This window comes from Micromonospora krabiensis (assembly GCF_900091425.1).
In the GTDB taxonomy this organism is placed as follows: Bacteria; Actinomycetota; Actinomycetes; order Mycobacteriales; family Micromonosporaceae; genus Micromonospora; species Micromonospora krabiensis.
Window position 1 is genome coordinate 905,759 of the sequence record NZ_LT598496.1, and the last position, 24,056, is coordinate 929,814.

Consider the following 24,056-nt stretch of genomic DNA (forward strand, 5'->3'; position numbering starts at 1 on the left):
TCGGGTGGTCGTTTCGGACGCACGACCAGCGTTCCGAAACATTTCCGAAACTCATTGACAGTCACCGCTGGCCGGTCCAATACTTTCGGCATCGCCGGGCTTCGATGACCGTCGATCCGGGTCCCCGCCACCCGACCCGGTCCCGCCGGCCGCCACCGCGACGGCCGGCCCGCCCCACCACGTTGTACGACCCGACGCAGCGTGGCCGCCGCCCGGACGGCCGACGTCGGCGCCGGAGTCGTACCCGGCTGCCTGGCCTCCCCGCCAGCCCTCACGAGGAGGAAGCACGTGAACGACGTCCCCGTCCCACCGCGGACCCGCGGGCGCGGCCGCCTCAGGCTGCTCGCCAGCGGTGCCTGCGCCGTAGCCGTCGTCATCGCCACCACACTGCTGCCCAGCGCGGCCAGCGCGGCGGTGACCTCGAACCAGACCGGCACCCACGACGGCTACTTCTACTCGTTCTGGACCGACAGCCCCGGCACGGTCTCCATGGAGCTGAACTCCGGCGGCGGCTACAGCACCTCCTGGCGTAACACCGGCAACTTCGTCGCCGGCAAGGGTTGGAGCACCGGCGGCCGCCGGAGCGTCACCTACTCCGGCAGCTTCAACCCCTCGGGCAACGCCTACCTGACCCTCTACGGGTGGACGAGGAACCCCCTCGTCGAGTACTACATCGTGGACAACTGGGGCACCTACCGGCCCACCGGCACGTACAAGGGCACCGTCACCAGCGACGGCGGCACCTACGACATCTACCAGACCACCCGCTACAACGCCCCGTCGATCGAGGGCACCCGGACCTTCAACCAGTACTGGAGCGTCCGGCAGTCGAAGCGTACGGGTGGCACGATCACCTCCGGCAACCACTTCGACGCGTGGGGCCGCAACGGCATGAACCTGGGCAGCCACGACTACATGATCCTCGCCACCGAGGGCTACCAGAGCAGCGGCAACTCCGCCATCACCATCGGCGGCAGCGGAGGCGGCGGTGGTGGCGGAGGCGGCGGTGGCGGCGGCGGGGGCAGTTGCACCGCCACCCTGTCGGCCGGGCAGCAGTGGAGCGACCGCTACAACCTCAACGTCTCGGTCTCCGGCGCCACCTCCTGGACGGTGACGATGAACGTCCCGTCCCCCGCCAGGGTCCTCGCGACCTGGAACGTCAACGCCAGCTACCCCAGCGCACAACAGCTGGTCGCGACCCCCAACGGCAGCGGCAACAACTGGGGCGTGACCATCCAGCACAACGGCAACTACACCTGGCCGACGGTTTCCTGTCGCGCCGGCTGACACCCGACCGGCGCGGACTCGTCCGGACCCGCGTCCGCCGACGAGTCCGCGCCGGAGCGGCCGGCACGGCGCGGACGGTGCCCCCGGGAGGGTGCCGTCCGCGCCGAGGGCGTGTTACCTGACCTGGGCGGCGACGGCGCGCAGCTGGCCCAGGGTGGTGCGGAAGCCCTGACCGGCGGCGGCCGGGTCCTCGGCGCGCAGCCCGGTGACCGCCATCAAGCGGGAGCGGGTCGACGCGGCGGCGCCCTCGCCCGCCCCGTCGACGTCGAACACCCCGAAGTCGCCGCTGAGCGTCCGGAACGTCGCCGTCGCCGGGTCCTTCGCCAGGTAGAGCACCACGACCTGGCCCGGGTCGAGCGTCGACATCTGGGCCATGTCGGCCGTCCGCCGGTCGAGGCCGGTCAGGGTGATCCGCGACCCGGCCGTCACCCCGGACCCGGACGCGGCCCGCAGCACCTCGTCCACCCGAAAGCCGGCGGCCTCGACCTCACCGCGGACGACCAGCTCCGCGGCCTCGGTGAGCTCCTGGACCGTCGTGTACCCGCGCAGCTTGCCCTTGATCGGGGGCTGGGACGGCGCGACGTCGGCCACCGCGGCGCCGCTGCTCGCGGACGGCGCGGCGGCCGGCGGAGCTTCGTCGGCACCGGCGCACGCGGACAGCGCCGCCGCGGCGAGCACGGCGGCGGCGGCCAGCAGCGGCCGGGCGCGGTGGGGGAGGACGACTGGCATGGAACGCTCCTTGCGTCTCGGTGCCGTCCCGGGCGGTCTCGCCCGGGACGCGGCACTGCGTACGTCCTCTGTCTGTGCGCCACCGACGTCGAGTTCCCACAATTTTGCCGCGGCTCAGCGTTCGCCCGCGAGCCGGCGCAGCTCGGCCAGCGTGGCGACGAACACCCGCCCCTGCCCGGTGGCTTCCTCGTCGCGCAGGCCGGACACCGACCGTCCCGCCGACCGGCTGCGGACCGTCTCCCCGGCGACGTCGAAAATCCCGACGTCACCGCCGAGCGGGGCGTACGCGGGCGGGTGCGGATCGCGCAGGGCCAGGTAGAGCACGGTCGGCTGGCCGACGTCGAGGCGGGACGTGCCGGGCACCTCCGGCGCCACCACCGTGATCCGGCCGCCGACGGTGACCGGGGCCGCGCCGTGCAGGACCTCGTCGACCCGGTAGACGGCCCGGCGGTCGCCGCCGACGCCGCTGACCGACACGACGTCGCCGCGGACGACCAGGTCGGCACCGTCGGTGAGCTGTCGCACCGTGCCGTACGCCCGGCCCTTCGCGGCGGGCTTCGGGCCGGCTGCCGCGGTCGGCGCCGTCGTCGTGTCGGCGGGAAGCGCCGCCGACGGAAGCGCGGTCGGGGCGCCGCCGCGCGTGCCGGCGGCGAAGCCGGCGCCCAGCCCGGCCACGACCAGCACCAGCGCCGCCACGGCCAGAGTGGGCCGCCGCGGCGCGCGGCGCGGGGCGGACGCGGAGGGCCGGGCGTCGGCCCGGGTCTCCCGCGCGATGGTCGCCAGCAGTCGGTCGCGGTGCAGCTGGTGCCGCCCGGCCGGCAGGTCCCGGTCGCCGGGGTGGGGTGCGAGCGCGTCGAACTCCGCCCGCTCGGACGGGTCCAGTGGCCGCCGTGTCGTCATCGGTTGACCTCCCTCGCGAGCGCGACCGCGCCGTCTCGCACGGCTGCGGTGGGAGGCGGGTTCCGGGGTGTGCGTTCGGTGCCGTCGACCAGCTGACGTAGTCGCGCCCGCGCCCGCGACAGCCGGGACCGGACCGTGCCGACCGGAACGCCCAGCGCCCGGGCGGCCGACTCGTAGTCCAGGCCCTCCCACAGGCACAGCGTCAGCACCTCCCGCTCGGGGCGGCGCAGCCGGCTCAGCGCCTCGATCGCGGCGGCGATCCGGTGCCCGTCGTCCAGCCGGCCGACCACCTCGTCGGCGTGATCGGGGAGGACGGCCTCCCGGGCCAGCAGCGCGGCGGCGACGGCTCGGTAGCGGCGGTTGCTGCGGACGTGGTTGCGGGCCTCGTTGGTGGCGATCCCCAGCAGCCACGGCCGCAGGGACCCGCCCTCCTGGCTCGCCCGCTCGCGGGAGCGCCAGGCCTGCAGGTAGGTGGCCGCCATGACGTCCTCGGCCGTGGCCCAGTCGGCGGTCAACCGGAACGCGTGGTTGTACACCGACCGCGCGTACCGGTCGAAGAGCTCGGCGAACGCGGTGGGATCCCCGGCCCGCACCCGAGCGCGCAGACTCGACTCCATGACCCTTCTCTGTCCGCTCAGCCGGGCGGGTTCCCGTGATCCGGGCCACCCCGGGCGGTCGCCGGTCCGCCGTCCGCGCCATAGTCGACGGGTGCGAATCTTCGCCGGTCAGCGAGCGGATGCCGGCGCCCGGTGGCTCCGTCGGCCCGGTCCGTCATCGGGTGGGCGGGCGCGGCGCGACGTACTCTACCCGCGGCCGGTCCACCGGGGTCCGCACCGGGGACGCTCGGACCGCGGCGACGGGCGTCGGCGCGGTCCCGACCACGCCGGGAGGTGCCGGCCGGCTGCCGGTCCGACCCCGCGGGTGAGCCCGTGACCCGCGCGTCGTCACCCCGGCCGACGAGCCCGGACGGCGCCGTGCCGGTCCCGGACGACGCCGTGTCACCGGCGGACGCGGTGCCGAAGGCCGCGGTCACCCAGCGGCAGCGGTGGGCGGTCGAGACCATGGCCGTGGCGCCGGACGACCGGCTGTTGGAGATCGGCTGCGGTCGGGGAGTGGCGGTCTCCCTGGTCGCCCGGCGGCTCACCACCGGCCGGATCGTCGCGATCGACCGCTCGGCGACGATGGTGCGGCTCGCCGCCGAGCGCAACGCGGGCCACGTCGAGTCGGGCCGGGCCGAGATCCGCCAGGCCGGCTTCGAGTCCGCGGACCTGCAGAGCCGCTCCTTCACCAAGATCTTCGCGGTGAACGTCAACCTCTTCTGGCTGGGCGCGGCGGCGGCGCAGATCGGCCGCATGCGCGACCTCCTGGTCCCCGGAGGGCGGCTCTACGTATTCGGCGAACGGCCCACGCCGGCGCACGCCACGGCGAACCTGCGGTCGACGGAACGCCTGCTCCGTGCCCAGGGCTTCGAGACCACGGCGTCGGTCGCGGCCGGCGTACGCGGTCGCCTGCTCACCTGCGTAACGGGAACGGTGATCGACTGACCGCCGTGCGATACCTATTGACATTCGATAGGTAGCAAGCGAAACTCGATACATGGTCACAGAGCGCCGAGCGGTTGCCGCTCTCCGAGTCTTCCTCGTGCTGCTGTTCGGGATCCTGGTCGTGTTCCAGACCCTCTCCCTGCCGGGCCAGTTCGCCCACATGGCGAAGGAGTCACCGGACCACGCCTACCTCCGGTGGCCGGCGACGGCCGTCTCGGTCTTCCTGGTGCTGTGCGTGCAGGTGGTCATCGTCTGCACCTGGAAACTGCTCACCCTCGTGCGGGACGACCGGATCTTCAGCCCGGCCTCCCTGGGGTGGGTCGACGCGATCGTGTGGGCCGTCGGAGCCGGGTGGACGGTGCTGCTGGGCGTCTTCCTCTACGTCGGCTTCAACGCCGACGACCCCGGCCTGCCGCTCCTGCTCTTCCTCCTGCTGGTGGGCGTCGCCGTGGTCGGACTCCTGCTGGTGGTGATGCGCGCGCTGCTGCGGCAGGCCACCGTGCTGCGCACCGACATGGAAGCGGTGATCTGATGCCGATCGTCGTACGCATCGACGTCCAACTGGCGAAGCGGAAGATGAGCGTCGGCGAGTTCGCCGAGCGGGTCGGGCTGACGCCGGCCAACGTCGCCGTCCTGAAGAACGGGCGAGCCAAGGCCGTCCGCTTCAGCACCCTGGAGGCCATGTGCCGGGTGCTCGACTGCCAACCCGGCGACCTCCTGGAGTACGTCGAGGAGACGCCGTGAAGTACCTCCTGACCCTCGCGGCCCTCCTCGGGGTCGCCCTCGGCGCCGCTGCCATCGCGCACGGGGAGGCCGACGACTCACCGGGTCTCCAACTGCTGGGGGTGCTGCTCCTCCTCGGCGCGATCGTGTTCGGCATCCGCCTCGTCCGCCACTGGTAGCGTCCTGCCGCCCACGTGACCGCGTCGTGACGGTCAGCCGCGATGCCGCGACAGAGAAGTTTCCGACGATCGAGGGTGGACATCGCACGATCCGGACCAGAACTTTTGCCATGTGCGGAAAAAGTTGGTTGGCTCTTGATTGAAGCCCGACGATCGTGAACATGTGCTGATGCGTCGTCTCCGCTCAGCCGTCCCCCGGGCCGTCGCCGGCCTGCTCGCGCTCGTCCTCGCCTCGGCGGTCGGGGTCCTGATGTCCGCGCCGCCCGCCGCGGCACACGGCACGCTGGCGGTGTCCACGCCGGCGGAGGGCGCCACCGTGGACGGTCCGCTGACCGAGGTGCGCCTCTACTTCACCGAGAAGGTCGCGGCCAACGCGTACTTCACGGTCACCGGGCCGGGTGGCGGTCGGGTCGACAACGGCTGGAGTCAGGGAGAGCCCCGACCGCTGGACAAGCCGGTACGCGAGTACTTCCTGGTCGACGGCAAGTTCGAGCCGCGGGAGTACACGACCGGGTTCCCGGCGGTGGTGGCGATCGCCCACCTGCCGGCGCCCGGTCGTTACTCGGTGAGCTACCTGTCGGTGGCCTCGGACGGCGACCCGGTCCGGGGCACGCTGACCTTCCGCTACACCGGCCGGGCGACGGCGGCCCCGCAGGGCTGGCAGCCACCCACCAACCAGCCCGACCCGACGCTGCTGGCCGCGGCGGAGCGCCACGGGACGTCCGGGCACGACTCCGGCGGCTCGTCAACCGCACCCGCCGCTCCACCGGCCTCGACGGCCGTCGCCGCGCCGGACGCCTCCGCGCCGGACGCGGGCGACGAGGGCGGCGCCGGTTGGCTGATGTGGGTCGGTTGGGTCACCGTGACGGCCGTGGTGGTCGCCGGTCTGCTGTTCTGGCGGCGTCGCCCGGCCCCCGCCGGCCGGACCGCGAACCGCACCCGCCCGACGAGGTCGTCCGCCGGGGGACGCGCCGGCGGTTCCCGGCCCGGTGGCGGATCCGGCGCGGCCGGCCGGGCCGGGGGCGGTCGCAGGACGGCCCCGTCGGGCTCCGGCGGCAAGGGACGGCCGGTCGTCGCGCCGGCGGCGCGCAGAGGCGGCACGCCGGTCACCACCGCTAGTGTGCCGGCGGCCGCCCCGGCCCGGGTGTCGGCGAGCGGCGTCGCCACGGCGGACCCCGACCCGGCCGGCGCGACCGACGGCCCCGTCACGGGGACGGACGACCTCTCTCCGGGCGGCGGCACCCGGCTGACCAACACCCGCATCGCGCTGCTCGTCGGTGGGCTCGTGCTCGCCCTGCTGGCCGGGTTCGGGCTCGGCCGCCTGGGTTCGGCCGGCACGACCACCGCGACCGGCACGCCCACGGCGCCGGCCGGCGGCGCCCCGGGCCAGGCCGTGTCGGCGGGGGACGGGCACCAGCACGTCCCGGGTACCGGGGCGCACACCCACCCGGGCGACGCCGCCGCGGGGCCGGCGACGGGGACGGCGGTCAGCGCCGGCGGCTACACGCTGCAACCGTTGGAGCGGACGCAGCCCGCGGGCGCGAAGGTTGACTACCGGTTCCGGATCATCGGGGCCGACCGCCAGGCCGCGACCCGGTTCGCGGTCGTGCACGACAAGCCGCTGCACCTGGTGGTGGTGGGCCGCGACCTGGGCGGGTACCAGCACCTGCACCCGACGATGGCGGCCGACGGCACCTGGAGCGTCCCGCTGGCGCTGGCCCGCCCCGGCGGCTACCGGATCTACGCCGACTTCTCGGTCACCGCGGCCGACGGCACCCAGGTGCCCCTCGTTCTGGGCGTCGACCACGTCGTGCCGGGCGCGCACACCCCGACCGTGCTGCCGCCCCCGCAGCCCCAGGCGACGGTCGGGCCGTTCACCGTGTCGATGGAGGGCACGCCCACGGTGGGGGTCACCGCGCCGATGGTCTTCCGGGTGGCCCAGGCCGGCGCCCCGGCCCGCTTGGAGCGTTACCTCGGCGCGTACGGGCACCTGGTCGTGGTGCGCGAGGGCGACCTCGGGTACGTGCACGTCCACCCCGAGGCGGAGCTGGTGGACGGGGCGGTCACGTTCTGGCTGACCGCGCCGAGCCCGGGTCGCTACCGGGCGTTCTTCGACTTCCAGGTCGACGGGGCGGTGCACACGGCGGAGTACACGATCAACCTGGCCTGAGGGGCGGGACCGGGTCACCGCCCGGCGGTGACCCGGGTCGTGCTCAGGCGGCCCGCCGGTCCTCGGCGCGGGCGGTGCCGGGGTGCGGGGCGAGGCGCAGCGCCGTCGGGGCCGGCTCGGGCTCCTCGTCGACCCGCAGCCGCCAGCCGGTACGGTCGCCGCGGTCGCCGGCGCGTGGGTCGTCCGGCCACAGGCTGCGGCGCGACAGCGCGATGACGACCAGGTATCCGCCGAGCAGGAAGCCGTGGCTGACCAGGCGGGTGAGATCGACCCGGCCGAGGAGCAGGTCGTTGACCGACAGCAGCGCCAACATGCCGACGAACGCGCTCAACATCGGCACCAGACCGGTCGGGGGTGTGCGTCGGGCCGCGACGAACAGGAACCCGGCACCGACGGCGATGTTCCACGCCGCCGACTCGTGCCACAGGTGCCCGGAGGCCAGCACGCCGGCGTGGCTGTGCGCGGCGCCCGGGCTCCGCCCGACCTGGGCCAGGCCCAGCACCAGCTGCAGGGCGCCGATCAGCCCGAGCAGGGTGCGCAACGTCAGCACGACCCGCGCCCGGGAGCGTCGGGCCGGCGCGGGCGCCGGCAGGGCGGCGAGGATGGCCGGGGCCAGGTCCGGCGCCGGACCGAGGACGCTCAGCCGGGACCGGCGGGTCACCCGCGCGGCCCGGTCGAGCCAGTCGCGACAGCCCGCGCACCCGTCGAGATGCGCCTCGACGCCGACCTGTTCGGCGGCGGTCGCCTCACCGTCGAGTTGTGCCGACAAGATCTCACGCCACTGCTCACACCCCATGTACGGATAGTCGCCCGACGGGGCGTCCCGGTTCCCGGGACACGCCGCGCGGTCACCCAGGTCACGGCGCCTCATGCTGGGCGTCGACCGGGCCGGGGGCGAAAACCGGACAGAGGCGTATCCGGGTGGCCGTCGCCAGGGTGCCGCCACCGGAGGTTCCGGCGGATCAGGACAGTGAAAACCGTAATTGGATCAGGTTCCGGCCGGTCGCCTCTGACCTGCGGAGATAACGCTCTCTCGGATGGCGGTGAAGCGCTTGACGCGGTCGTGACGAGGCGGCAACGATGCATTTACCTGTATGACGCTCGCGGTGGCGACGGCGCGCCCGGCGAGCCGCACCGTCGGCACCACGCGTACCCACCACCAGGCGTGATCGGCGCACGCCGTCCCCACCCCGCGAAAGGACCCACCGTGCGCAGATCCCTGAGATCGTGGCTCGGCGCGACGCTGAGCGCGATCCTCGTGCTCGGCGGCATCGTCGCCCTGCCACCCGCGGCCAGCGCCGCGCCGTTCACCGTCCTGGTGTTCAGCAAGACCGCCGGATTCCGGCACGGCTCCATCGCCCAGGGCATCACCGCCATCCAGCAGCTCGGCGCCGCCAACGGGTTCACCGTCGAGACCACGGAGGACTCGGCCCAGTTCACCGACGCCAACCTGGATCGTTTCGCAGCGGTGATCTGGCTTTCCACCACCGGTGACGTCCTGAACGCCGCCCAGCAGGCCGCGTTCGAGCGCTACATCCAGGGCGGCGGTGGCTACGTCGGCGTGCACGCCGCCGCCGACACCGAGTACGACTGGCCCTGGTACGGCGGCCTCGTCGGGGCGTACTTCGCCTCGCACCCGGCCGAGCAGAACGCCACCGTCAAGGTGGCCGACCAGGTGCACCCGTCCACGGCGACCCTGCCGCAGCGGTGGACCCGGTACGACGAGTGGTACAACTACCGCACCAACCCGCGGGGCGCCGTCCACGTGCTGGCCACCCTCGACGAGAGCACCTACACCGGCGGGGGAATGGGCTACGACCACCCGATCTCCTGGTGCCACAACTACTCCGGCGGCCGCTCCTGGTACACCGGCCTCGGCCACACGGACGCGTCGTACGGCGAGGCGAGCTTCCGCCAGCACCTGCTCGGCGGCATCCGGACCGCGGCCGGCGACGTCGCCGCCGACTGCGGGCCCACGGTGACCAGCAACTTCCAGCAGGTCGAGCTGGCCAAGGGCGCGGCCGAGACCGGTGAGCCGATGAGCCTCACCGTGCTGCCCGACCGGGGCGTGCTGCACACCTCCCGCAACGGCGTGATCCGGCACACCGACGCGGCCGGCAACACCAAGGTCGCCGCCACCCTGCCGGTCTACACCGGGGACGAGGAGGGCCTGCAGGGCATCAAGGTCGACCCCAACTTCGCCACCAACCGCTGGGTGTACGTCTTCTACGCGCCACCGTTGAGCACCCCCGGGGGCGGCGCGCCGGCCACCGGGACCCCGGCCGACTTCGCCCCCTGGGAGGGGGTGAACCGGCTGTCCCGGTTCACCGTCAACCCCGACAACACCATCAACCTGGCCAGCGAGACGTTGATCCTCAACGTGCCGACCAGCCGGGGCATGTGCTGCCACGTCGGCGGCGACATGGACTTCGACGCGGCCGGCAACCTCTACCTGTCGACCGGTGACGACACCAACCCGTTCGACTCCAGCGGGTTCACCCCCATCGACGAGCGGGCCGGCCGCAACCCGGCCTTCGACGCGCAGCGCACCTCGGCGAACAGCAACGACCTGCGCGGCAAGGTGCTGCGGATCAAGCCGAGCGCGGCGGGCGGCTACACCATCCCGGCGGGCAACATGTTCGCCCCCGGCACCGCCCGGACGCGTCCGGAGATCTACGCCATGGGCTTCCGCAACCCGTTCCGCATGAGCGTGGACAAGGCCACCGGCATCGTCTACCTCGGCGACTACGGCCCGGACGCGGGCACCGCCGACCCGAACCGGGGACCGGCGGGCAACGTCGAGTTCGCCCGCATCGCCCAGCCCGGCTTCTACGGCTGGCCGTACTGCACCGCCCGCAACGACGCCTACAACGACTACACCTTCCCGTCCGGGCCGTCCGGGCCGAAGTTCGACTGCGCCAACGGGCCGGTCAACAACTCGCCCAACAACACCGGCATCACCCAGCTCCCGCCGGCCGTGCCGGCGTGGCTCCCGTACGGCGGCTCCGGGTCGCCGCCGGAGTTCACCGGTGGCGGCCTGTCCCCGATGGGCGGCCCGGTCTACCGCTACGACCCGAACAACACCTCCGACGTGGCGTTCCCGCAGTACTACGACGGGACCTACTTCGCCGGTGAGTTCGGCCGTCGCTGGATCAAGAACATCAAGCTCGACGCGGCCGGCCAACCCTTCAAGATCAATCCGTTCCCGTGGACCGGCACCCAGGTGATGGACATGGAGTTCGGCCCCGACGGCGCGCTCTACGTCCTCGACTACGGCACCGGCTGGTTCAACGGCGACGCCAACTCGGCGCTCTACCGCATCGAGTACGCCCGCGAGGGACGTGCCCCCCGCGCCGTCGTCTCGGCGAACCCGACCAGCGGCGTCGCCCCGCTGACCGTCGCCTTCTCCTCGGCCGGCACGCTCGACCCGGACGGCGACCCGTTCACCTACGCCTGGGACTTCGACAACAACGGCACCACCGACTCGACCGCGGCCAACCCCACCTTCACGTACACCACCAACGGCACCCGCAGCCCGACGCTGACGGTCCGCGACAGCACCGGCAAGACGGCCACCGCCAGCGTGGTCGTCACGGTCGGCAACAGCGCACCCGTGGTCACCGTCAACACGCCCCTGAACGGGCGGACGTTCAGCTTCGGCGACGCCGTGCCGTTCACCGTCACCGTCACCGACGCCCAGGACGGTGCGATCAACTGTGCCCGGGTCAAGGTGAACTATGTCCTCGGCCACGACTCGCACGGCCACCAGCTCGGCAGTGTGCAGGGCTGCTCCGGGGTCATCCAGACCTCGGCCGACGGCGAGCACGACACCGCGGCGAACATCTTCGGCATCATCGACGCGGAGTACACCGACCTGGGCGGCGGTGGCCAGCCGCCGTTGACCACGCACACCCAGGCCGTCCTGCAACCTCGGGTCCGCCAGGCCGAGCACTTCGGCGACTCCTCGGGCATCCAGGTCGTCACCCCGGGCAGCGCCCACGGTGGCGCCGCGATCGGGTACGTCGACAACAACGACTGGATCTCGTTCCAGCCGTACAACCTGACCGGCGTCCAGTCGTTCAGCGCCCGCGTCGGCGCGCCGGCCGGCGGCGGAGGCACCCTCGAACTGCGGGTGGACTCGCCCACCGGCCCGCTGGTGGGTCAGGCGACCGTCACGCCCACCGGCGGGTACGCGACCTTCGCCACCGTCACCGGCCCGGTCACCGCGTCGACCGGCACCCGGACCCTCTACCTCGTGTTCAAGGGCACCGGGCCGTACTTCGACATCGACGAGTTCACGCTCTCCAGCAGCCCGGGCGGGGACCCGGACCCGGATCCCGACCCGGAACCGGAGCCGGGCACCAATCTCGCGCGAGGCAAGCCGGCCCGGGCGTCCAGCGTGGAGGGCGCGTTCGTGGCGGCCAACGCGTTCGACGGTGTCGCCGGCACCCGGTGGAGCAGCGCGTTCAGCGATCCGCAGTGGATCGACGTCGACCTCGGCGCCACCTACAACCTCAGCCGGGTCAAGCTGACCTGGGAGGCCGCGTACGGCAGCGGATACCAGATCCAGACCTCGACCGACGGGACCACCTTCACCACGATCCGGACGGTGACCGGCGGTGACGGCGGCGTCGACGAGTTGACCGGGCTCACCGGATCCGGCCGCTACGTCCGGCTGCTCGGCACCACGCGGGGCACCCCGTGGGGCTACTCGCTGTTCGAGTTCGAGGTGTACGGCGGCACCGGCGGCCCGACCGGCGGCAACCTGCTGCTGAACAAGCCGACGCTGACGTCCAGCGACGAGGGGGCCGGGATGTCCGGCGCCCAGGCGGTCGACGGCAGCCTCACCACCCGGTGGTCGAGCGCGTTCTCCGACCCCCAGTGGATCCGGGTCGACCTCGGCAGCCCCACCGCGATCGGGCGGGTGAAGCTGAGTTGGGAGGCGGCCTACAGCAGTGCGTACGTCATCCAGACGTCGAACGACGGCACCACCTGGACCAACGTCAAATCGGTGACCGGCGCGGACGGCGGCGTGGACGAACACACCGCCCTCGGGGCCAACGGTCGCTACCTGAGGATCTACGCCACCGCACGGGGCACCGGGTGGGGCCACTCGCTCTGGGAGTTGGAGGCGTACGGAAGCTGAACCACCACCGATGACGTGGCCGGCACGGGCCCTCCGTGCCGGCCACGCCGGCACCGGCTACACCGGCGGGGCGGGTGCCTCCGCCGGTCGACCGTGCGCGCGCCTGGTGTCCGCGGCGGCGACGGCGAGCAGCACCGCGGCGGCGGCTGCGCCGACCGCGAGCGGCGGAAGGTGGAGTGCGGCCGGTGTCAACAGGCCGAGGGCCAGCAGGCCGCCCACCCGAGATCGGGAGATTCGGCCGAAGACGAGGTATTCGAGGACGGATCGTCCGGTGAGGAACAGCGCGGGGCCACCGAGGAGCGCGACGAGCCAGGGCGTCGGGAGGTCCGCGACGGGCTCGGTGATGAACAGTTCGAAGCCCACGCCGCTCAAGACGATGCCGGCGACCATGATCAGGTGGCTGAACGCCATGTCCGTGGCGAGTCAGGCGGTGTCCCGCGACCGGCTGAATGCCGCGCCCACCATCCGGCCCGCCCGGTGGAAGTAGATCCGCCACAGCAGGACGGTGCTCGCCAGTGCCAGCGCGAACCCGCCCGTCTGCCGGGCCTGGAAGTCGCTGCGGCTGAAGGAGAGCCCGATGACGAAGATCGCCTCGCCGAGCGCGATGAGGAGGAACTGCTGGTACCGCTCGGCCAGGTGCTCGGCCGCCAGCAGGTGACCGACGAGCCGTCTGGCCCCGAGCCACGGCCTCCACCAGCCGAGGAGCGGCCCGGCGTAGTCGATCAGCACACCAGCGCTCCAGAGCACCCCGCGGATCGTCGCGTCGTCGACGAAGCCCCCGACGACCCAGAGGGGTGCGCTCAGGCCCCGCCAGAACAGGACCCGGACGGATTCCCGCGGATCCGGCCGACCACCAGCCACGACGTCGAAATACAGCACCCGACCGATCTGGAGGGCCACGTAGGTGAGGGCGAACAGCGGTGCCCGGTCACCGAAACCCTCGGGCACCGCCACGGCCATCACCATGGCGCCGACCACCGTGATGACCACGATGCTCTGCACGACCGGCGCCTCCGGACCGAGCCAACTGGTCGACCAGACCGTCACCGACCAGACGGCCCAGAGGGCGAGGAAGAGCAGGAGGGACTGACCCAGGTCCGCGAGGATGTGCCGGTCATCGTCGGTGAAGTCCGTGATCAGCCGCACCGAGATCCGGGTCAGCGCGAAGACGAAGACCAGATCGAGGAAGAGCTCCAGGAAGGTTGCCCGCTCGGAGCTGGTCTCGCCGCGCACCAACCGTTCGCTGCCGCGGTGCCTCACTGCGCCGTCTCTCGCGGTGCGTCCCGACGTCGTCGAATGGTCGCGCGCACTCCGTCTCGGTGACCTACTCGGCTAACGAGCGACCCCGGGGGTGGCGTCGGGGCACGGACGAGCTCGCGAGGGACGTGCGCCCCTACGTCCCCTCGCGCGCGCCGCTCAGCGCCGCAGCGTTGCCGACGGCGACTCCCCGAAACGGGCCCGGTAGTCGGCGGCGAATCGGCCGAGGTGGGCGAAGCCGTGGGCGAGGGCGACGGTCGTGACCGAGGCGCCGGGCCCGGCCGCGCGCAGCGCCCGGTGCACCGCGTCGAGCCGGCACCCGCGCAGGAAGGCCGTCGGGGTGCTCCCCAGCTCCCGGCGGAAGCAGTCCTGCAGCGTCCGGACGCTCACCTGCAGCGCCTCCGCGATGTCGCCCACCGTCAACTGTTCGGCGTGGTGGTCCCGGATCAGCGCACACGCGCGCCGGACCAGGCGACCCGGCGCCGGCGGCCGCACCGGCGCGGCGAGCAGATCCGTGAAGGTGTGCCGGTGGGTCAGCAGCAACGTGCCGACGAGGGCCTCCGCGAGACGGCCGGCCACCAGGGGATGGCTGACGAAGGAGGCGCCCGCCGGCTGGGCGAGTTCCGTGGCGAGGAAGTCGACCCCCCGTGCCCATGCCAGCGCGGCCGGGGTGCGCATGGCCATGCCCGCGTCGAACCGGAGCGGACCGTCCACGGGCCGGCCCAGCAGCCGGGCGAGCTCCCGGTCCACGGCCTGTCGGTCGGCGTAGAAGATCCGGTGCGGTGAGCCTGCCGCCCAGTGCATGTCGGAGGGGTCGAAGGGGGAGAGGACCGAGGCGGTCTCCGGGGTGGAGTTCACCGTCTGCCCAGCGTGTCGCACGAGGGCGCCGCCCCGCAGGGGGATCTGCACGAGGTAGAAAGTCTCCAGCGCGTCGGGCTCGATCCGTACCGGCCGCTCGTAGTCGAGGTCGACGACGCCCACGCCGGCCAGGCGGTGCGAGGTCATCCGCAGGCGGATGTCGCGCACGCCCGGTTGGGGGGTGAGCCGGTGAGGGCAGAAGACGCGCCCCACCTCGGTACGGGCCCGCTCGATGTCGGTCGTCCTGAGCGTCACGGAGTCCACCCGGCACCTCCCGAGCCGCAGCGCTGCCCCGAGGGTAGGTCGGGAGCAGGGCCCGCCCGTCGAGCCGTGGATCCGACAGACCCTGCCGTCCGCGTACCCCGGACAGGGCCCGCGCGCGACGGATAGCGGCGCCGTCGAGGTGCCCCCTACCGTACGGACACGGCCGCAGGAGCGCCGCCGTCGCGTCAGTCGTCACCTGCCTGGAGGTCGTCATGAGGATCGCGGTCGTCGGCGCCGGATTCGGCGGACTCAGCGCGGCCAAGGTGCTGCGGCAGAGCGGATTCGACGTGACCGTCTACGAGAAGGCCACCGACGTCGGAGGCGTGTGGAGTCGCAGCCGACGCTACCCCGGCCTGCAGACCCAGAACGACAAGGGCACCTACCGCCTCTCCGACCTGCGCATGCCCCGGCACTATCCGCAGTGGTTGACCGGTGAGCAGGTCCAGCGGTACCTGGAGAGCTACGTGGAGCTGTTCGGGCTCGGCCCGACGCTGCGCCTCGCCACCGAGGTCGTCTCCGCCGAGCTCGTGGACGGCGGGACGGGGTGGCGGATCGGGTCCCGGCCGGCGGGCAGCGACGAGCCGCCGACCTGGGAACGGTACGACCACCTCACCGTCGCCAACGGCATCTTCTCCGACCCGAACATCCCGGCCTTCCCCGGCCGGGACGAGTTCGTCGCCGCCGGCGGACGGGTCCTGGCCACCGGTGACCTGCACGACCTGGCGACGGTCCGGGACCGGCACGTCGTCGTCGTGGGGCACGGCAAGTCGTCCTGCGACGTGGCGGTCCCCGTCAGCGACGTCGCCGCGCGGACCCACCTCGTCGCCCGCGAACTGCTCTGGAAGATGCCGCGCAAGCTCGGTCCGGTCAACTACAAGTACCTGCTACTTACCCGCATGGGCGAGGCACTGTTCCGGTACGTCACCCTGCGGGGTGTCGAGCGGTTCCTGCACGGCCCCGGTGACCGTGTACGGCAGGCGATGCTGCGCAGCGTCGGCGCGGCCGCCACCAGGCAGCTAAAGCTGCGCGAGCTCGGGCTCGTGCCGCACGGGACCTTCTCGGACATCGCCCGCAGCACCGTCAGCCTCGCCACGGAGGGCTTCTCCGATCGGGTGGCGGAGGGCCGGATCACCGTGCACCGCGACACCGTCGTCGAGGAGCTTCTTCTCGACGGTGGACGACCGGCGGCGCGCCTGCGCGACGGCACGGTGCTCCCGGCTGACCTGGTGATCTGCGGCACCGGCTTCCGGCAGCACGTGCCCTTTCTCGACCCGGCGCTGCACGCCCGGCTTCAGGACGGGTCGGGCAACTTCCTGCTGCACCGGCAGATCCTGCCGATCGACGTCCCGCACCTGACGTTCGCCGGCTACAACTCCTCGTTCTTCAGCCCGTTGAGCGCGGAGATGGCGGCGGTGTGGATCGCCGCGTACCTGCGGGGAGGGGTCGACCTGCCGCCCGCCGCGCAGATGCGGGAGCAGGTGGGTGCCCGGCTGGCCTGGATGCAGGAGCGGACCGCCGGACACCACGCCCGTGGCACCAACATCATCCCGTTCTCGATGCACAACATCGACGAGGTGCTCGACGAACTCGGGCTCAACGTCGGCCCGCTCACCCGCGCCCGGCAGTGGCTGCTGCCGGTAGACCCGGCCGCCTACCGGCGGGTGACGCCCCGGATGATTCGGCGCACCGCGGCGTCGGCGGCCGGCCGGGGCGCGGCGGCGACGACGGTCCCGGCCGACGACGCGCCGGCGGGCCGATCGTCCTGAGTGGGGCGACAAGTCGCGCTCCGCGCGATCTTGACACGCCTCCGGCAAGGGACGACCATCCCTTCTGGTCGTTGAGACAACGTTGTCATCGCCGGGTGCGGGTCCGTCCTGAAGGAAGCGCGGCGGTCCTCGCCGTCGGGCTCCTCCGCACCCGGTCCGTCAACCGAAGGGCAAATTCCTTGTCAGAACGAACGGCGCGCCTGGCGCACAACGCAAGACGCCGAAGCCTCGCCGGCATCGCAGCCACCGCCGTGGCCGCGCTCGCGGCGGTGGCCGCGGGTTCACCCGCGTCGGCCGCCCCCGCCCCGCGGCTGGTCACCGACCCGGTCGCGTACGTCAATCCGCTGATCGGCTCCACGAACCTGGGCAACACCTACCCCGGGGCGGTGCGCCCCTTCGGCATGCTGGCCTGGAGCCCGCAGACCACCCGGGGCAACCAGGTCTCGACCCCCGCGCCCGGTGGCTACGAGTACGGCGCGACCCGGATCCGCGGCTTCAGCCTCACCCACCTCAACGGCGTCGGCTGCAACGGAGGCGCCGGCGACATCCCGATCATGCCGTACGTGGGTGAGGTCGCCACCTCGCCGACCGTCGACATCACCGACGCGACGTACGCGAGCGGTTTCTCCCACGACAACGAGACGGCCCGCGCCGGGTACTACCGGGTGGCCCTCGACAGCGGCGCGTCGGCGGAGCTGACCAGCACCGCCCGCACCGGCTCGGGCCGGTTCGGCTTCCCGGCCGACAAGCCCGCCAGCATGCTCTTCCGCACCGCCAACTCCGAGACCGGCAGCACCGACGCCACCGTTCGGGTGGACGCCGCGAACCGGACCGTCACCGGTTCGGTCACCGCCGGCAACTTCTGCGGCCCGCACAGCCCGAACAACCGCAAGTCCCTCTACACGCTGCACTTCACCGCGCACTTCGACCAGCCCTTCGCCGGCTTCGGCACCTGGCAGGACGGCACCGTGACGCCGGGCGCCGCGACCGCTTCGGGCGGCACCGGCCTCGACAACGGCAACCCGGTGCCGGGCAAGGGCTCCGGCGGCTACGTCACCTTCGCGCAGGGCACCAGCCAGGTCGGCGTCAAGGTGGCCATCTCCTACGTCAGCCTGGAGAACGCCGAAGCGAACCTGCGGGCGGAGAACCCGCAGAACAAGACCTTCGACGCCGTCCGGTCGGAGGCCACGGCGGAGTGGCGGCGCGAGCTGGGCAAGATCAAGCTTGGTGGCGGCACCACCGACCAGCTCAGCACCTTCTACACCGCGCTCTACCACTCCATGCTGGAGCCCACGCTCACCAGCGACGTGGACGGCCGCTACGTCGGCGCCGACGGCGAGCCCCACCGGTTGACCAAGGGCCAGCAGGCCCAGTACGGCACCTTCTCGGGCTGGGATCAGTACCGCGCCCAGGTGCAGCTGATGACGCTGATCAACCCGAAGGCGGGCAGCGACTACGCGCAGTCCCTGTTCAACTACGCCGACCAGCGTGGCGGTGAATGGGACCGCTGGCTGCTGCAGCACGGCAAGACGAGCGTCATGTCCGGTGACCCGTCGGCCCCGGCGCTCGCCGGCATCTACGCCTTCGGCGGGCGGGACTTCGACGTCAAGGGCGCCCTTCGTTCGCTGATCACCGCCGCGACCGTGCCGACCGCGAACGACTCCGACAGCGCCGGCTGCAACGTGGCGTGCGTCGGTCAGCGTCCCGCCCTCGACAAGTACCTGAAGCTGGGCTACGTCCCGGCCGACGGCTGCTCCTGCTGGGGCGGCGCGGCCGAGACGCTGGAGGACGCGGTCGCCGACTTCGCCCTCGCCGAGCTCGCCGGGCAGGTGGGCGACCGGGCGAACCAGCGGACCTTCCTCCAGCGGTCGGGCAACTGGAGCAACGTCTTCGACGTGACCGCTACCGCGCAGGGCGGCTACATGCGCTCCCGCAAGGCCGACGGTACGTGGGCGGACCGCACCTTCACCCCGGCCACCGAGAGCGGGTTCGTCGAGGGCAGCAGCGCCCGCTACACCTGGATGGTCTACTCCGACGTGGCCGGTCTGGCCCGCGCGATGGGCGGCAACAAGGCGGCGGAGCAGCGGCTCGACGCCTTCTTCCGCACCCCGGACGGGACCTTCGACTTCTCGGCCCGCGACCACACCCGGTACGACCCCACCAACGAACCCGACATGAACGCGCCGTACCTCTACAACTACCTCGGCGTGCCCTACAAGACGCAGGAGACGGTCCGGGCGGTGATGGACCAGCTCTGGGGCAACACCCCCGGTGGCATCCCGGGCAACGACGACGCCGGCACCATGTCGTCGTGGTACGTCTTCTCCGCGCTGGGCATGTACCCGCAGAACCCGAGCCGGGCCGACCTGGTGCTCTCCGCCCCGCTCTTCCCGCGCGCGGTGATCGAGACCGGCCACGGCCGTAAGATCACGGTCAACGCTCCGGACGCCTCGGCCCGCAACACGTACATCCAGTCGGTCAAGGTGAACGGCAAGAAGTCGACCCGGAGCTGGGTCCCCGACACCCTCGTCACCAAGGGCGGCACCGTCGACTTCGTGCTCGGTGACAAGCCGAACACGTCGTGGGGCAGCGCGCCCGCCGACGCTCCGCCCTCCTACGGCGACGGGCGGCAGCCGTACCTCACCGGTGCGAGCCCGCAGGTGCTGAAGGTGGAGCCGGGCCACAGCTCGGGTGTGACGTACCAGGTCCAGGCGCTCACCGACACCCCCGCCACGGTGCGCTGGAAGGTCAGCGCGCCGGCCGGGCTGACCGTCACCCCCGCGCAGGGTGAGTACCCGCTGACCGGCGACGGGTCGGGCGGCAAGGAGCTCAGCATCTCGGCGGCGGCCGACGTCAAGCCCGGTGCGTACACCGTGACGGTGACCGCCACCACCACCTCCGGCGCGGCCCTGCCCACGGTCACGCTGCCGGTGACGGTCGCCGTCAAGGACAGTGTGTTGTGGAACGCGAACAACAACGGCATCTCGGCCGACGACACCAACCCGCAGGCCAACTTCGACACCGCCGGGTGGAGCTACTCCGCCAAGGCGCTCGAAGCCGTCGGAGTGACACCGGGCTCCACGGTGTCGGTCGACGGGTTCGACTTCACCTGGCCGAACGCGGCGCCCGGCGACGCGGACAACATCCTGGTCGGCGGTGGCGGTCAGGTGCTCAGCGTCCAGGCGGCCGAGGGTGACACCAGGCTGAGCCTGCTGGGCAGCGCCGCGTTCGGCACCGCCAGCGGCACGGTGACGCTGACGTACACCGACGGCACCACCCAGCAGGCGGTGATCGGCTTCAGCGACTGGACGTTGGCCGGCGGATTCGACCAGCCGTCGTTCGGCAACGTGACGGCGGTGCACACCGCCTACCGCGACCAGTTGGGCTACGGGATCGACCCGGTGGCGACGTACGTCTTCGCGACCGCGCCGATCGACCTGCAGCCGGGCAAGCGGCTCGCCAGCCTGACGCTGCCGACCGCCACCCAGGGCGACGGCGTCATCCACCTCTTCGGGGTGGCGACGGCCTGACGGCACTGGTCGGCCAGCGCGCCGACCGAAGGGCCTGCTCCGCCGCGAGGCGGAGCAGGCCCTCCCGTCTGGCCGGGGCGGGAGCGCCTGGACCCACCGCCACCGAAGGGGTGAGGCGTTCGCGTTCGCGCATCCCCGAGCCTCTCGCTGCCCGTAGCGTTCAGCCGTGGACAGAGTGCGCCTGCCTCGTCGGCTGCTGCTCACCGGGGCCGGCTCGGCCGCCCTGGCCGCGCTCACCGCGTGCCAGGCAACGCGCTCCACCCTGCCCAACGCGCGCCCGACGAGCGGAGCGGGCAGCGGCACGCCGGAGGCGACAGCACTCCGGCGGAAAATCGCGAGCCTGCTCGTGGTGGGCTTCCGCGGCGACCGGGTCACCCGCGACGACTGGATCGTCCGGGCGGTCCGAGACGGTCTCGGCGGGGTGATTCTCTTCGACCGCGACCTGGAGACCGACGCCGCGCGCAACATCCGGTCACCGCAACAGGTCACCGCGCTGGTCCGGGACCTCAAGAACGCCGCGCCGGGCCCCCTGATCGTCTCGATCGACCAGGAGGGTGGACGGACCGCCCGGCTCAACCCGAGCAACGGTTTCCCCGCCACCCGGTCAGAGGCCGAGATCGGCGCCGAGAACTCGCCACCGGCGACCCGCGAGTGGGCCCGGGGCCTGGTCGCGAGCCTCACCCGGGTCGGGGTCACCCTCAACTACGCGCCCGTCGTCGACCTGAACATCGATCCGCGCAGCCGGGCGATCGGCGCACTCGACCGTAGCTTCTCCGCAGAACCGGACGTCGTCGTCAGCAACGCCACCGAGGAGATCCACGCCCACCGAGCCGCCGGCGTCAAGACCTCGATCAAGCACTTCCCGGGCATCGGCAGCGCCGCGGGCAACACCGACTTCGAGGTCGTCGACGTCACCTCCACCTGGCGGCCCGTCGAGCTGGAACCGTTCCGGCGACTGATCCGGGCCGGTCTGGCGGACTCGGTGCTGGCGGCCCACGTGCTCAACAAACAGCTGGATCCGGACCGGCCCGCCTCGCTGTCACCGAAGGTCATCACGGACCTGCTCCGCGGGGAGCTCGGCTACCAGGGTCCAGTGGTCAGCGACGACATGCAGGCGGTCGCCATCACGCGCCGCTTCGGCGCCGCCGAAGCCGTGCACCTGGCGTTGCAGGCCGGTGTCGACCTGCTCGTCTTCGCCAACCAGCAGGTGTACGAGCCGGACGTCGTCACCAGGACGCTGGACGTGGTGACGGGGCTGGTCCGCAGCGGCAAGCTGAGCCAGGCGCGCATCGACCAGGCCGTCGCCCGGGTCGACACCCTTCGCCCGAAGCGCTGACCCCCGGGCGGTCCCCGACCCCGTCCGTCGCGACCGACGGCATCGTCCACCTGTTCCAAAGCCTGCTCCGCCGTCGCGGCGGAGCAGGCTTTTGCGCGTACGCCGGCGGGGATCGCGATCGGCTCAGCGTCGCGGGTCCTACAGGTGTCGGACGCCGCGCCCGGCCACCTGCCGACAGATGCACGGTGACCGCGACGCGGGCCGACTCCTAGATTCATCGACAGGCGCGATCATGTGGCCGGCGAGCGCTGTCGACCCCGGTCGTCCCCCTCCGAGCCTCCCCGACCTGAGAGGTGACTCGATGCACCCTCTGACCACCAGGCGCGCGGCGTGGCGCTCGGTGCTGGCCGCCGCGGTCGTGACCGTCCTGGTCACCTCCGCCTCGGCCGGGCCGGCCACGGCCGCACCGGGCCACCCCCACCCACCGGACGGGCCCGCCCCGTTCCAGGTGCTCGACCCGCAGGACTGGCAGAACCCCGACACCATGACCTGGGACGACTACGTCCCGGTGCCCGGCAGGAACTGGGCCGACCCGACCGTGCGCGGTTCGGTCCGCAACTTCAAGATCGCGCTGGTCACGCTGGACTATCCCGACCAGCCCTTCGTCGTCACCCAGCCGGCGGGCTCGACGGTCTTCGGCAACCCGCAGGCGACCGCCTCGAACGTTCCGCGGGGCCAGGTCGCCCAGTTCTACGAGGACTTCCTCAACAAGCCGGGGCAGCTCAACCGCGGGCACACCCTGCACGAGTACTGGATGCAGGACTCCAACGGACGCTACGGCGTGGACCTCACCGGGTTCGGGCCGTACGAGATGCCGGCGAAGTCCTACCAGTACGGCATCGACAACGGCTTCAACCCCGGCGCCTGCCCGGCCGGGGACGCGTGCGCGAAGAACATCCGCACCGACGGCCTGGGCGCCTGGCGGGCGGCCGTCGGCGAGGAGGTCGCCGACAGCTTCGAACTGGTCTTCATCCTCTCCGCCGGCCAGGACGAGTCGTCCACCTGGCAGGAGTTCGGCCAGATGATGTTCCAGACCAAGGAGGACGTCCCGGACGCGTGGGGGCCACCGGACCCGGCCCTGCCCAACTACGCCCGGACCCGGTACGTCGAGTGGACGTCGTGGAAGGCCGCCGCCACGATCTGGCCGAACGCCGGTGGTGGCTCGTCGACGCAGGCGGAGAGCTCCGGCATGGGCGTCTACGCCCACGAGCTGAGCCACCTGCTGAGCATCGGCGACAACTACAACAACCCGTACGGCACACCGCTGCGGCGCGCGTACACCGGCATCTGGAGCATGATGTCGCGCGGCTCCTTCAACGGCCCGGGCGGGCCGCACACCCGCTGGCAGATCCCGCCGGTCAACGGCGGCTCCATGGGATCGCTGCACGTGCTGCGGGACAAGATGAAGATCGGGCTGCTCGGCGAGGAGCACGTCCTGCGGCTGTCGCGGGAGGCGCTGGCCACGTCCGGGATGGTCGTCGCCGACGTCACCGCCCGCGCGGTCGACGCCGGACCGGGCGGCCTGACCGGCATCAACATCGCCATGGACGCCGACCGCGCCCCGGCCTGCAGCGTCACCAGCGACCCGCTCTGCGACGGCGGACGCTACAACAACTACACCCTCGAGGTCGTCGACCGGATGGGCGCGGACTCGTTCACCCCGGACAACGGCGTGCTGATCAGCAAGACGAAGAACGCCGACAGCGCACCGTTCGCCTGGGTCGTCGACGCGAACCCGCAGGACATCGACATGGTGGACTTCTACCAGCCCAACGGCACCCCGCAGAAGATCACCATGGGTGACTACCGGCAGCTGTCGGACGCGCTGTTCCACGCGGGCGCCAACTCCGGCAGCGAGTACGAGTACGTGGACGAGGCCAACCGGCTGCACTTCTACGTGCTGAACCTCCGCCGGGACAGCCAGGGCGTGCTCTCGTACACGGTGGCGGTCCGCTCCCTCGACGGCGCCGGTCCCAGCGCGCACGGGGTCGCGCTGTCCAAGGGCAAGCTCGTCACCCGTGGCAAGCCGACCGGCAAGGGCGCGACCTGCACGTTCGACCTGACCAACCAGGGCCGGTACGTGGCCGGCGAGCAGGGGCACCCGGAGGACGCCTCGGCGTACCTGACCTCCGACGTGTACCGCCTCTCCGCCAGCGTCGGCGGCACGGGCTGGCGGGTCGAGCTGCCCAACGAGCTGGCCACGGCCCGGTTCGGCGGCAAGACCACGGTCGACGTGTCGGTGGGCGCGAGTCGCACGGCGAGCGCCACCACCCAGGTGACGCTCACCGCCACCTCCGAGAGCGACCCCAGCAAGACCGTCACGGCCCAGTGCCGGGTCGAGCGGCCCCGCGCGCTGCTCGGCTGAGG

At 72.4% G+C, this 24,056-nt stretch carries 16 protein-coding genes and 1 pseudogene; 11 read left to right on the forward strand and 6 right to left on the reverse strand.

Translation table 11 applies throughout. The features are described 5' to 3' along the window. Positions 1 to 288 precede the first annotated feature (288 nt). Complete coding sequence (locus tag GA0070620_RS03915) at positions 289 to 1,287, forward strand: glycoside hydrolase family 11 protein (RefSeq protein WP_091588600.1); 999 nt, start codon at positions 289 to 291, stop codon at positions 1,285 to 1,287. A 114-nt stretch (positions 1,288 to 1,401) separates the two neighbouring features. On the opposite strand, the gene GA0070620_RS03920 is transcribed toward GA0070620_RS03915, so the two are convergent. The 3 genes from GA0070620_RS03920 to GA0070620_RS03930 all read right to left on the reverse strand — a co-directional run bounded on the left by GA0070620_RS03920 (position 1,402) and on the right by GA0070620_RS03930 (position 3,533). Next, entirely contained in the window at positions 1,402 to 2,016 is a 615-nt protein-coding gene (locus GA0070620_RS03920; protein WP_091588601.1) for a hypothetical protein, read from the reverse strand. A 114-nt stretch (positions 2,017 to 2,130) separates the two neighbouring features. Next, positions 2,131 to 2,916 (reverse strand): hypothetical protein, encoded by a 786-nt coding sequence (locus tag GA0070620_RS03925; protein ID WP_091588602.1) that lies wholly within the window; start codon positions 2,914 to 2,916, stop codon positions 2,131 to 2,133. Further along, complete coding sequence (locus GA0070620_RS03930) at positions 2,913 to 3,533, reverse strand: RNA polymerase sigma factor (RefSeq protein WP_091588603.1); 621 nt, start codon at positions 3,531 to 3,533, stop codon at positions 2,913 to 2,915. The genes GA0070620_RS03925 and GA0070620_RS03930 overlap by 4 nt, the downstream gene beginning before the upstream one ends. Before the next feature lie 312 nt (positions 3,534 to 3,845). Between GA0070620_RS03930 and GA0070620_RS03935 the strand changes: the two genes are divergently transcribed. The 5 genes from GA0070620_RS03935 (at position 3,846) to GA0070620_RS03950 (ending at position 7,532) form a co-directional block, all read left to right on the forward strand. Next, complete coding sequence (locus tag GA0070620_RS03935; RefSeq protein ID WP_157741529.1) at positions 3,846 to 4,460, forward strand: class I SAM-dependent methyltransferase; 615 nt, start codon at positions 3,846 to 3,848, stop codon at positions 4,458 to 4,460. Between the two features lie 52 nt (positions 4,461 to 4,512). Then, entirely contained in the window at positions 4,513 to 4,992 is a 480-nt protein-coding gene (locus GA0070620_RS03940) for a DUF2975 domain-containing protein (RefSeq protein WP_091588605.1), read from the forward strand. Continuing rightward, entirely contained in the window at positions 4,992 to 5,204 is a 213-nt protein-coding gene (locus GA0070620_RS03945) for a helix-turn-helix domain-containing protein (protein WP_091588606.1), read from the forward strand. Before GA0070620_RS03940 ends, GA0070620_RS03945 begins: the two co-directional genes overlap by 1 nt. Next, positions 5,201 to 5,362, forward strand: coding sequence for a hypothetical protein (locus GA0070620_RS32890; protein ID WP_172836379.1), 162 nt, complete (start codon positions 5,201 to 5,203; stop codon positions 5,360 to 5,362). The genes GA0070620_RS03945 and GA0070620_RS32890 overlap by 4 nt, the downstream gene beginning before the upstream one ends. Positions 5,363 to 5,531: 169 nt before the next feature. Continuing rightward, the gene (locus GA0070620_RS03950; RefSeq protein ID WP_091597956.1) at positions 5,532 to 7,532 is read left to right on the forward strand and encodes a copper resistance CopC family protein; all 2,001 of its coding nucleotides are present in this window, start codon (positions 5,532 to 5,534) and stop codon (positions 7,530 to 7,532) included. Between the two features lie 43 nt (positions 7,533 to 7,575). Here the strand turns inward: GA0070620_RS03950 and GA0070620_RS03955 are convergent, their stop codons facing one another. Further along, entirely contained in the window at positions 7,576 to 8,328 is a 753-nt protein-coding gene (locus tag GA0070620_RS03955; protein ID WP_091597959.1) for a zf-HC2 domain-containing protein, read from the reverse strand. A 411-nt stretch (positions 8,329 to 8,739) separates the two neighbouring features. Here GA0070620_RS03955 and GA0070620_RS03960 point away from each other — a divergent pair, with 411 nt between their 5' ends. Further along, positions 8,740 to 12,678, forward strand: coding sequence for a ThuA domain-containing protein (locus GA0070620_RS03960; RefSeq protein ID WP_091588607.1), 3,939 nt, complete (start codon positions 8,740 to 8,742; stop codon positions 12,676 to 12,678). 57 nt (positions 12,679 to 12,735) lie between these two features. Here the strand turns inward: GA0070620_RS03960 and GA0070620_RS03970 are convergent. Then, positions 12,736 to 13,938 (reverse strand): annotated as a pseudogene (locus tag GA0070620_RS03970) (low temperature requirement protein A). 156 nt (positions 13,939 to 14,094) lie between these two features. Beyond that, complete coding sequence (locus GA0070620_RS03975; RefSeq protein WP_157741530.1) at positions 14,095 to 15,048, reverse strand: AraC family transcriptional regulator; 954 nt, start codon at positions 15,046 to 15,048, stop codon at positions 14,095 to 14,097. A 221-nt stretch (positions 15,049 to 15,269) separates the two neighbouring features. Here GA0070620_RS03975 and GA0070620_RS03980 point away from each other — a divergent pair, with 221 nt between their 5' ends. From GA0070620_RS03980 to GA0070620_RS03995, 4 genes are all read left to right on the forward strand, one after another. After that, positions 15,270 to 16,823 (forward strand): flavin-containing monooxygenase, encoded by a 1,554-nt coding sequence (locus tag GA0070620_RS03980; RefSeq protein WP_091588611.1) that lies wholly within the window; start codon positions 15,270 to 15,272, stop codon positions 16,821 to 16,823. Positions 16,824 to 17,002: 179 nt separating this feature from the next. Beyond that, positions 17,003 to 20,353 (forward strand): GH92 family glycosyl hydrolase, encoded by a 3,351-nt coding sequence (locus tag GA0070620_RS03985; RefSeq protein WP_231922213.1) that lies wholly within the window; start codon positions 17,003 to 17,005, stop codon positions 20,351 to 20,353. Between the two features lie 166 nt (positions 20,354 to 20,519). Next, the gene (locus tag GA0070620_RS03990) at positions 20,520 to 21,689 is read left to right on the forward strand and encodes a glycoside hydrolase family 3 N-terminal domain-containing protein (RefSeq protein ID WP_231922214.1); all 1,170 of its coding nucleotides are present in this window, start codon (positions 20,520 to 20,522) and stop codon (positions 21,687 to 21,689) included. A gap of 301 nt (positions 21,690 to 21,990) precedes the next feature. Then, entirely contained in the window at positions 21,991 to 24,054 is a 2,064-nt protein-coding gene (locus tag GA0070620_RS03995) for a M6 family metalloprotease domain-containing protein (protein WP_091588612.1), read from the forward strand. Positions 24,055 to 24,056: the final 2 nt, after the last annotated feature.

Coding starts and splice junctions, on each gene's coding strand:
- GA0070620_RS03945 (WP_091588606.1), top strand. CDS start 4,992: ATGCCGATCGTCGTACGCATCGACGTCCAACTGGCGAAGCGGAAGATG.
- GA0070620_RS03925 (WP_091588602.1), bottom strand. CDS start 2,916: ATGACGACACGGCGGCCACTGGACCCGTCCGAGCGGGCGGAGTTCGAC.
- GA0070620_RS03995 (WP_091588612.1), top strand. CDS start 21,991: ATGCACCCTCTGACCACCAGGCGCGCGGCGTGGCGCTCGGTGCTGGCC.
- GA0070620_RS03955 (WP_091597959.1), bottom strand. CDS start 8,328: ATGGGGTGTGAGCAGTGGCGTGAGATCTTGTCGGCACAACTCGACGGT.
- GA0070620_RS03930 (WP_091588603.1), bottom strand. CDS start 3,533: ATGGAGTCGAGTCTGCGCGCTCGGGTGCGGGCCGGGGATCCCACCGCG.
- GA0070620_RS03920 (WP_091588601.1), bottom strand. CDS start 2,016: ATGCCAGTCGTCCTCCCCCACCGCGCCCGGCCGCTGCTGGCCGCCGCC.
- GA0070620_RS03940 (WP_091588605.1), top strand. CDS start 4,513: ATGGTCACAGAGCGCCGAGCGGTTGCCGCTCTCCGAGTCTTCCTCGTG.
- GA0070620_RS03950 (WP_091597956.1), top strand. CDS start 5,532: ATGCGTCGTCTCCGCTCAGCCGTCCCCCGGGCCGTCGCCGGCCTGCTC.
- GA0070620_RS03980 (WP_091588611.1), top strand. CDS start 15,270: ATGAGGATCGCGGTCGTCGGCGCCGGATTCGGCGGACTCAGCGCGGCC.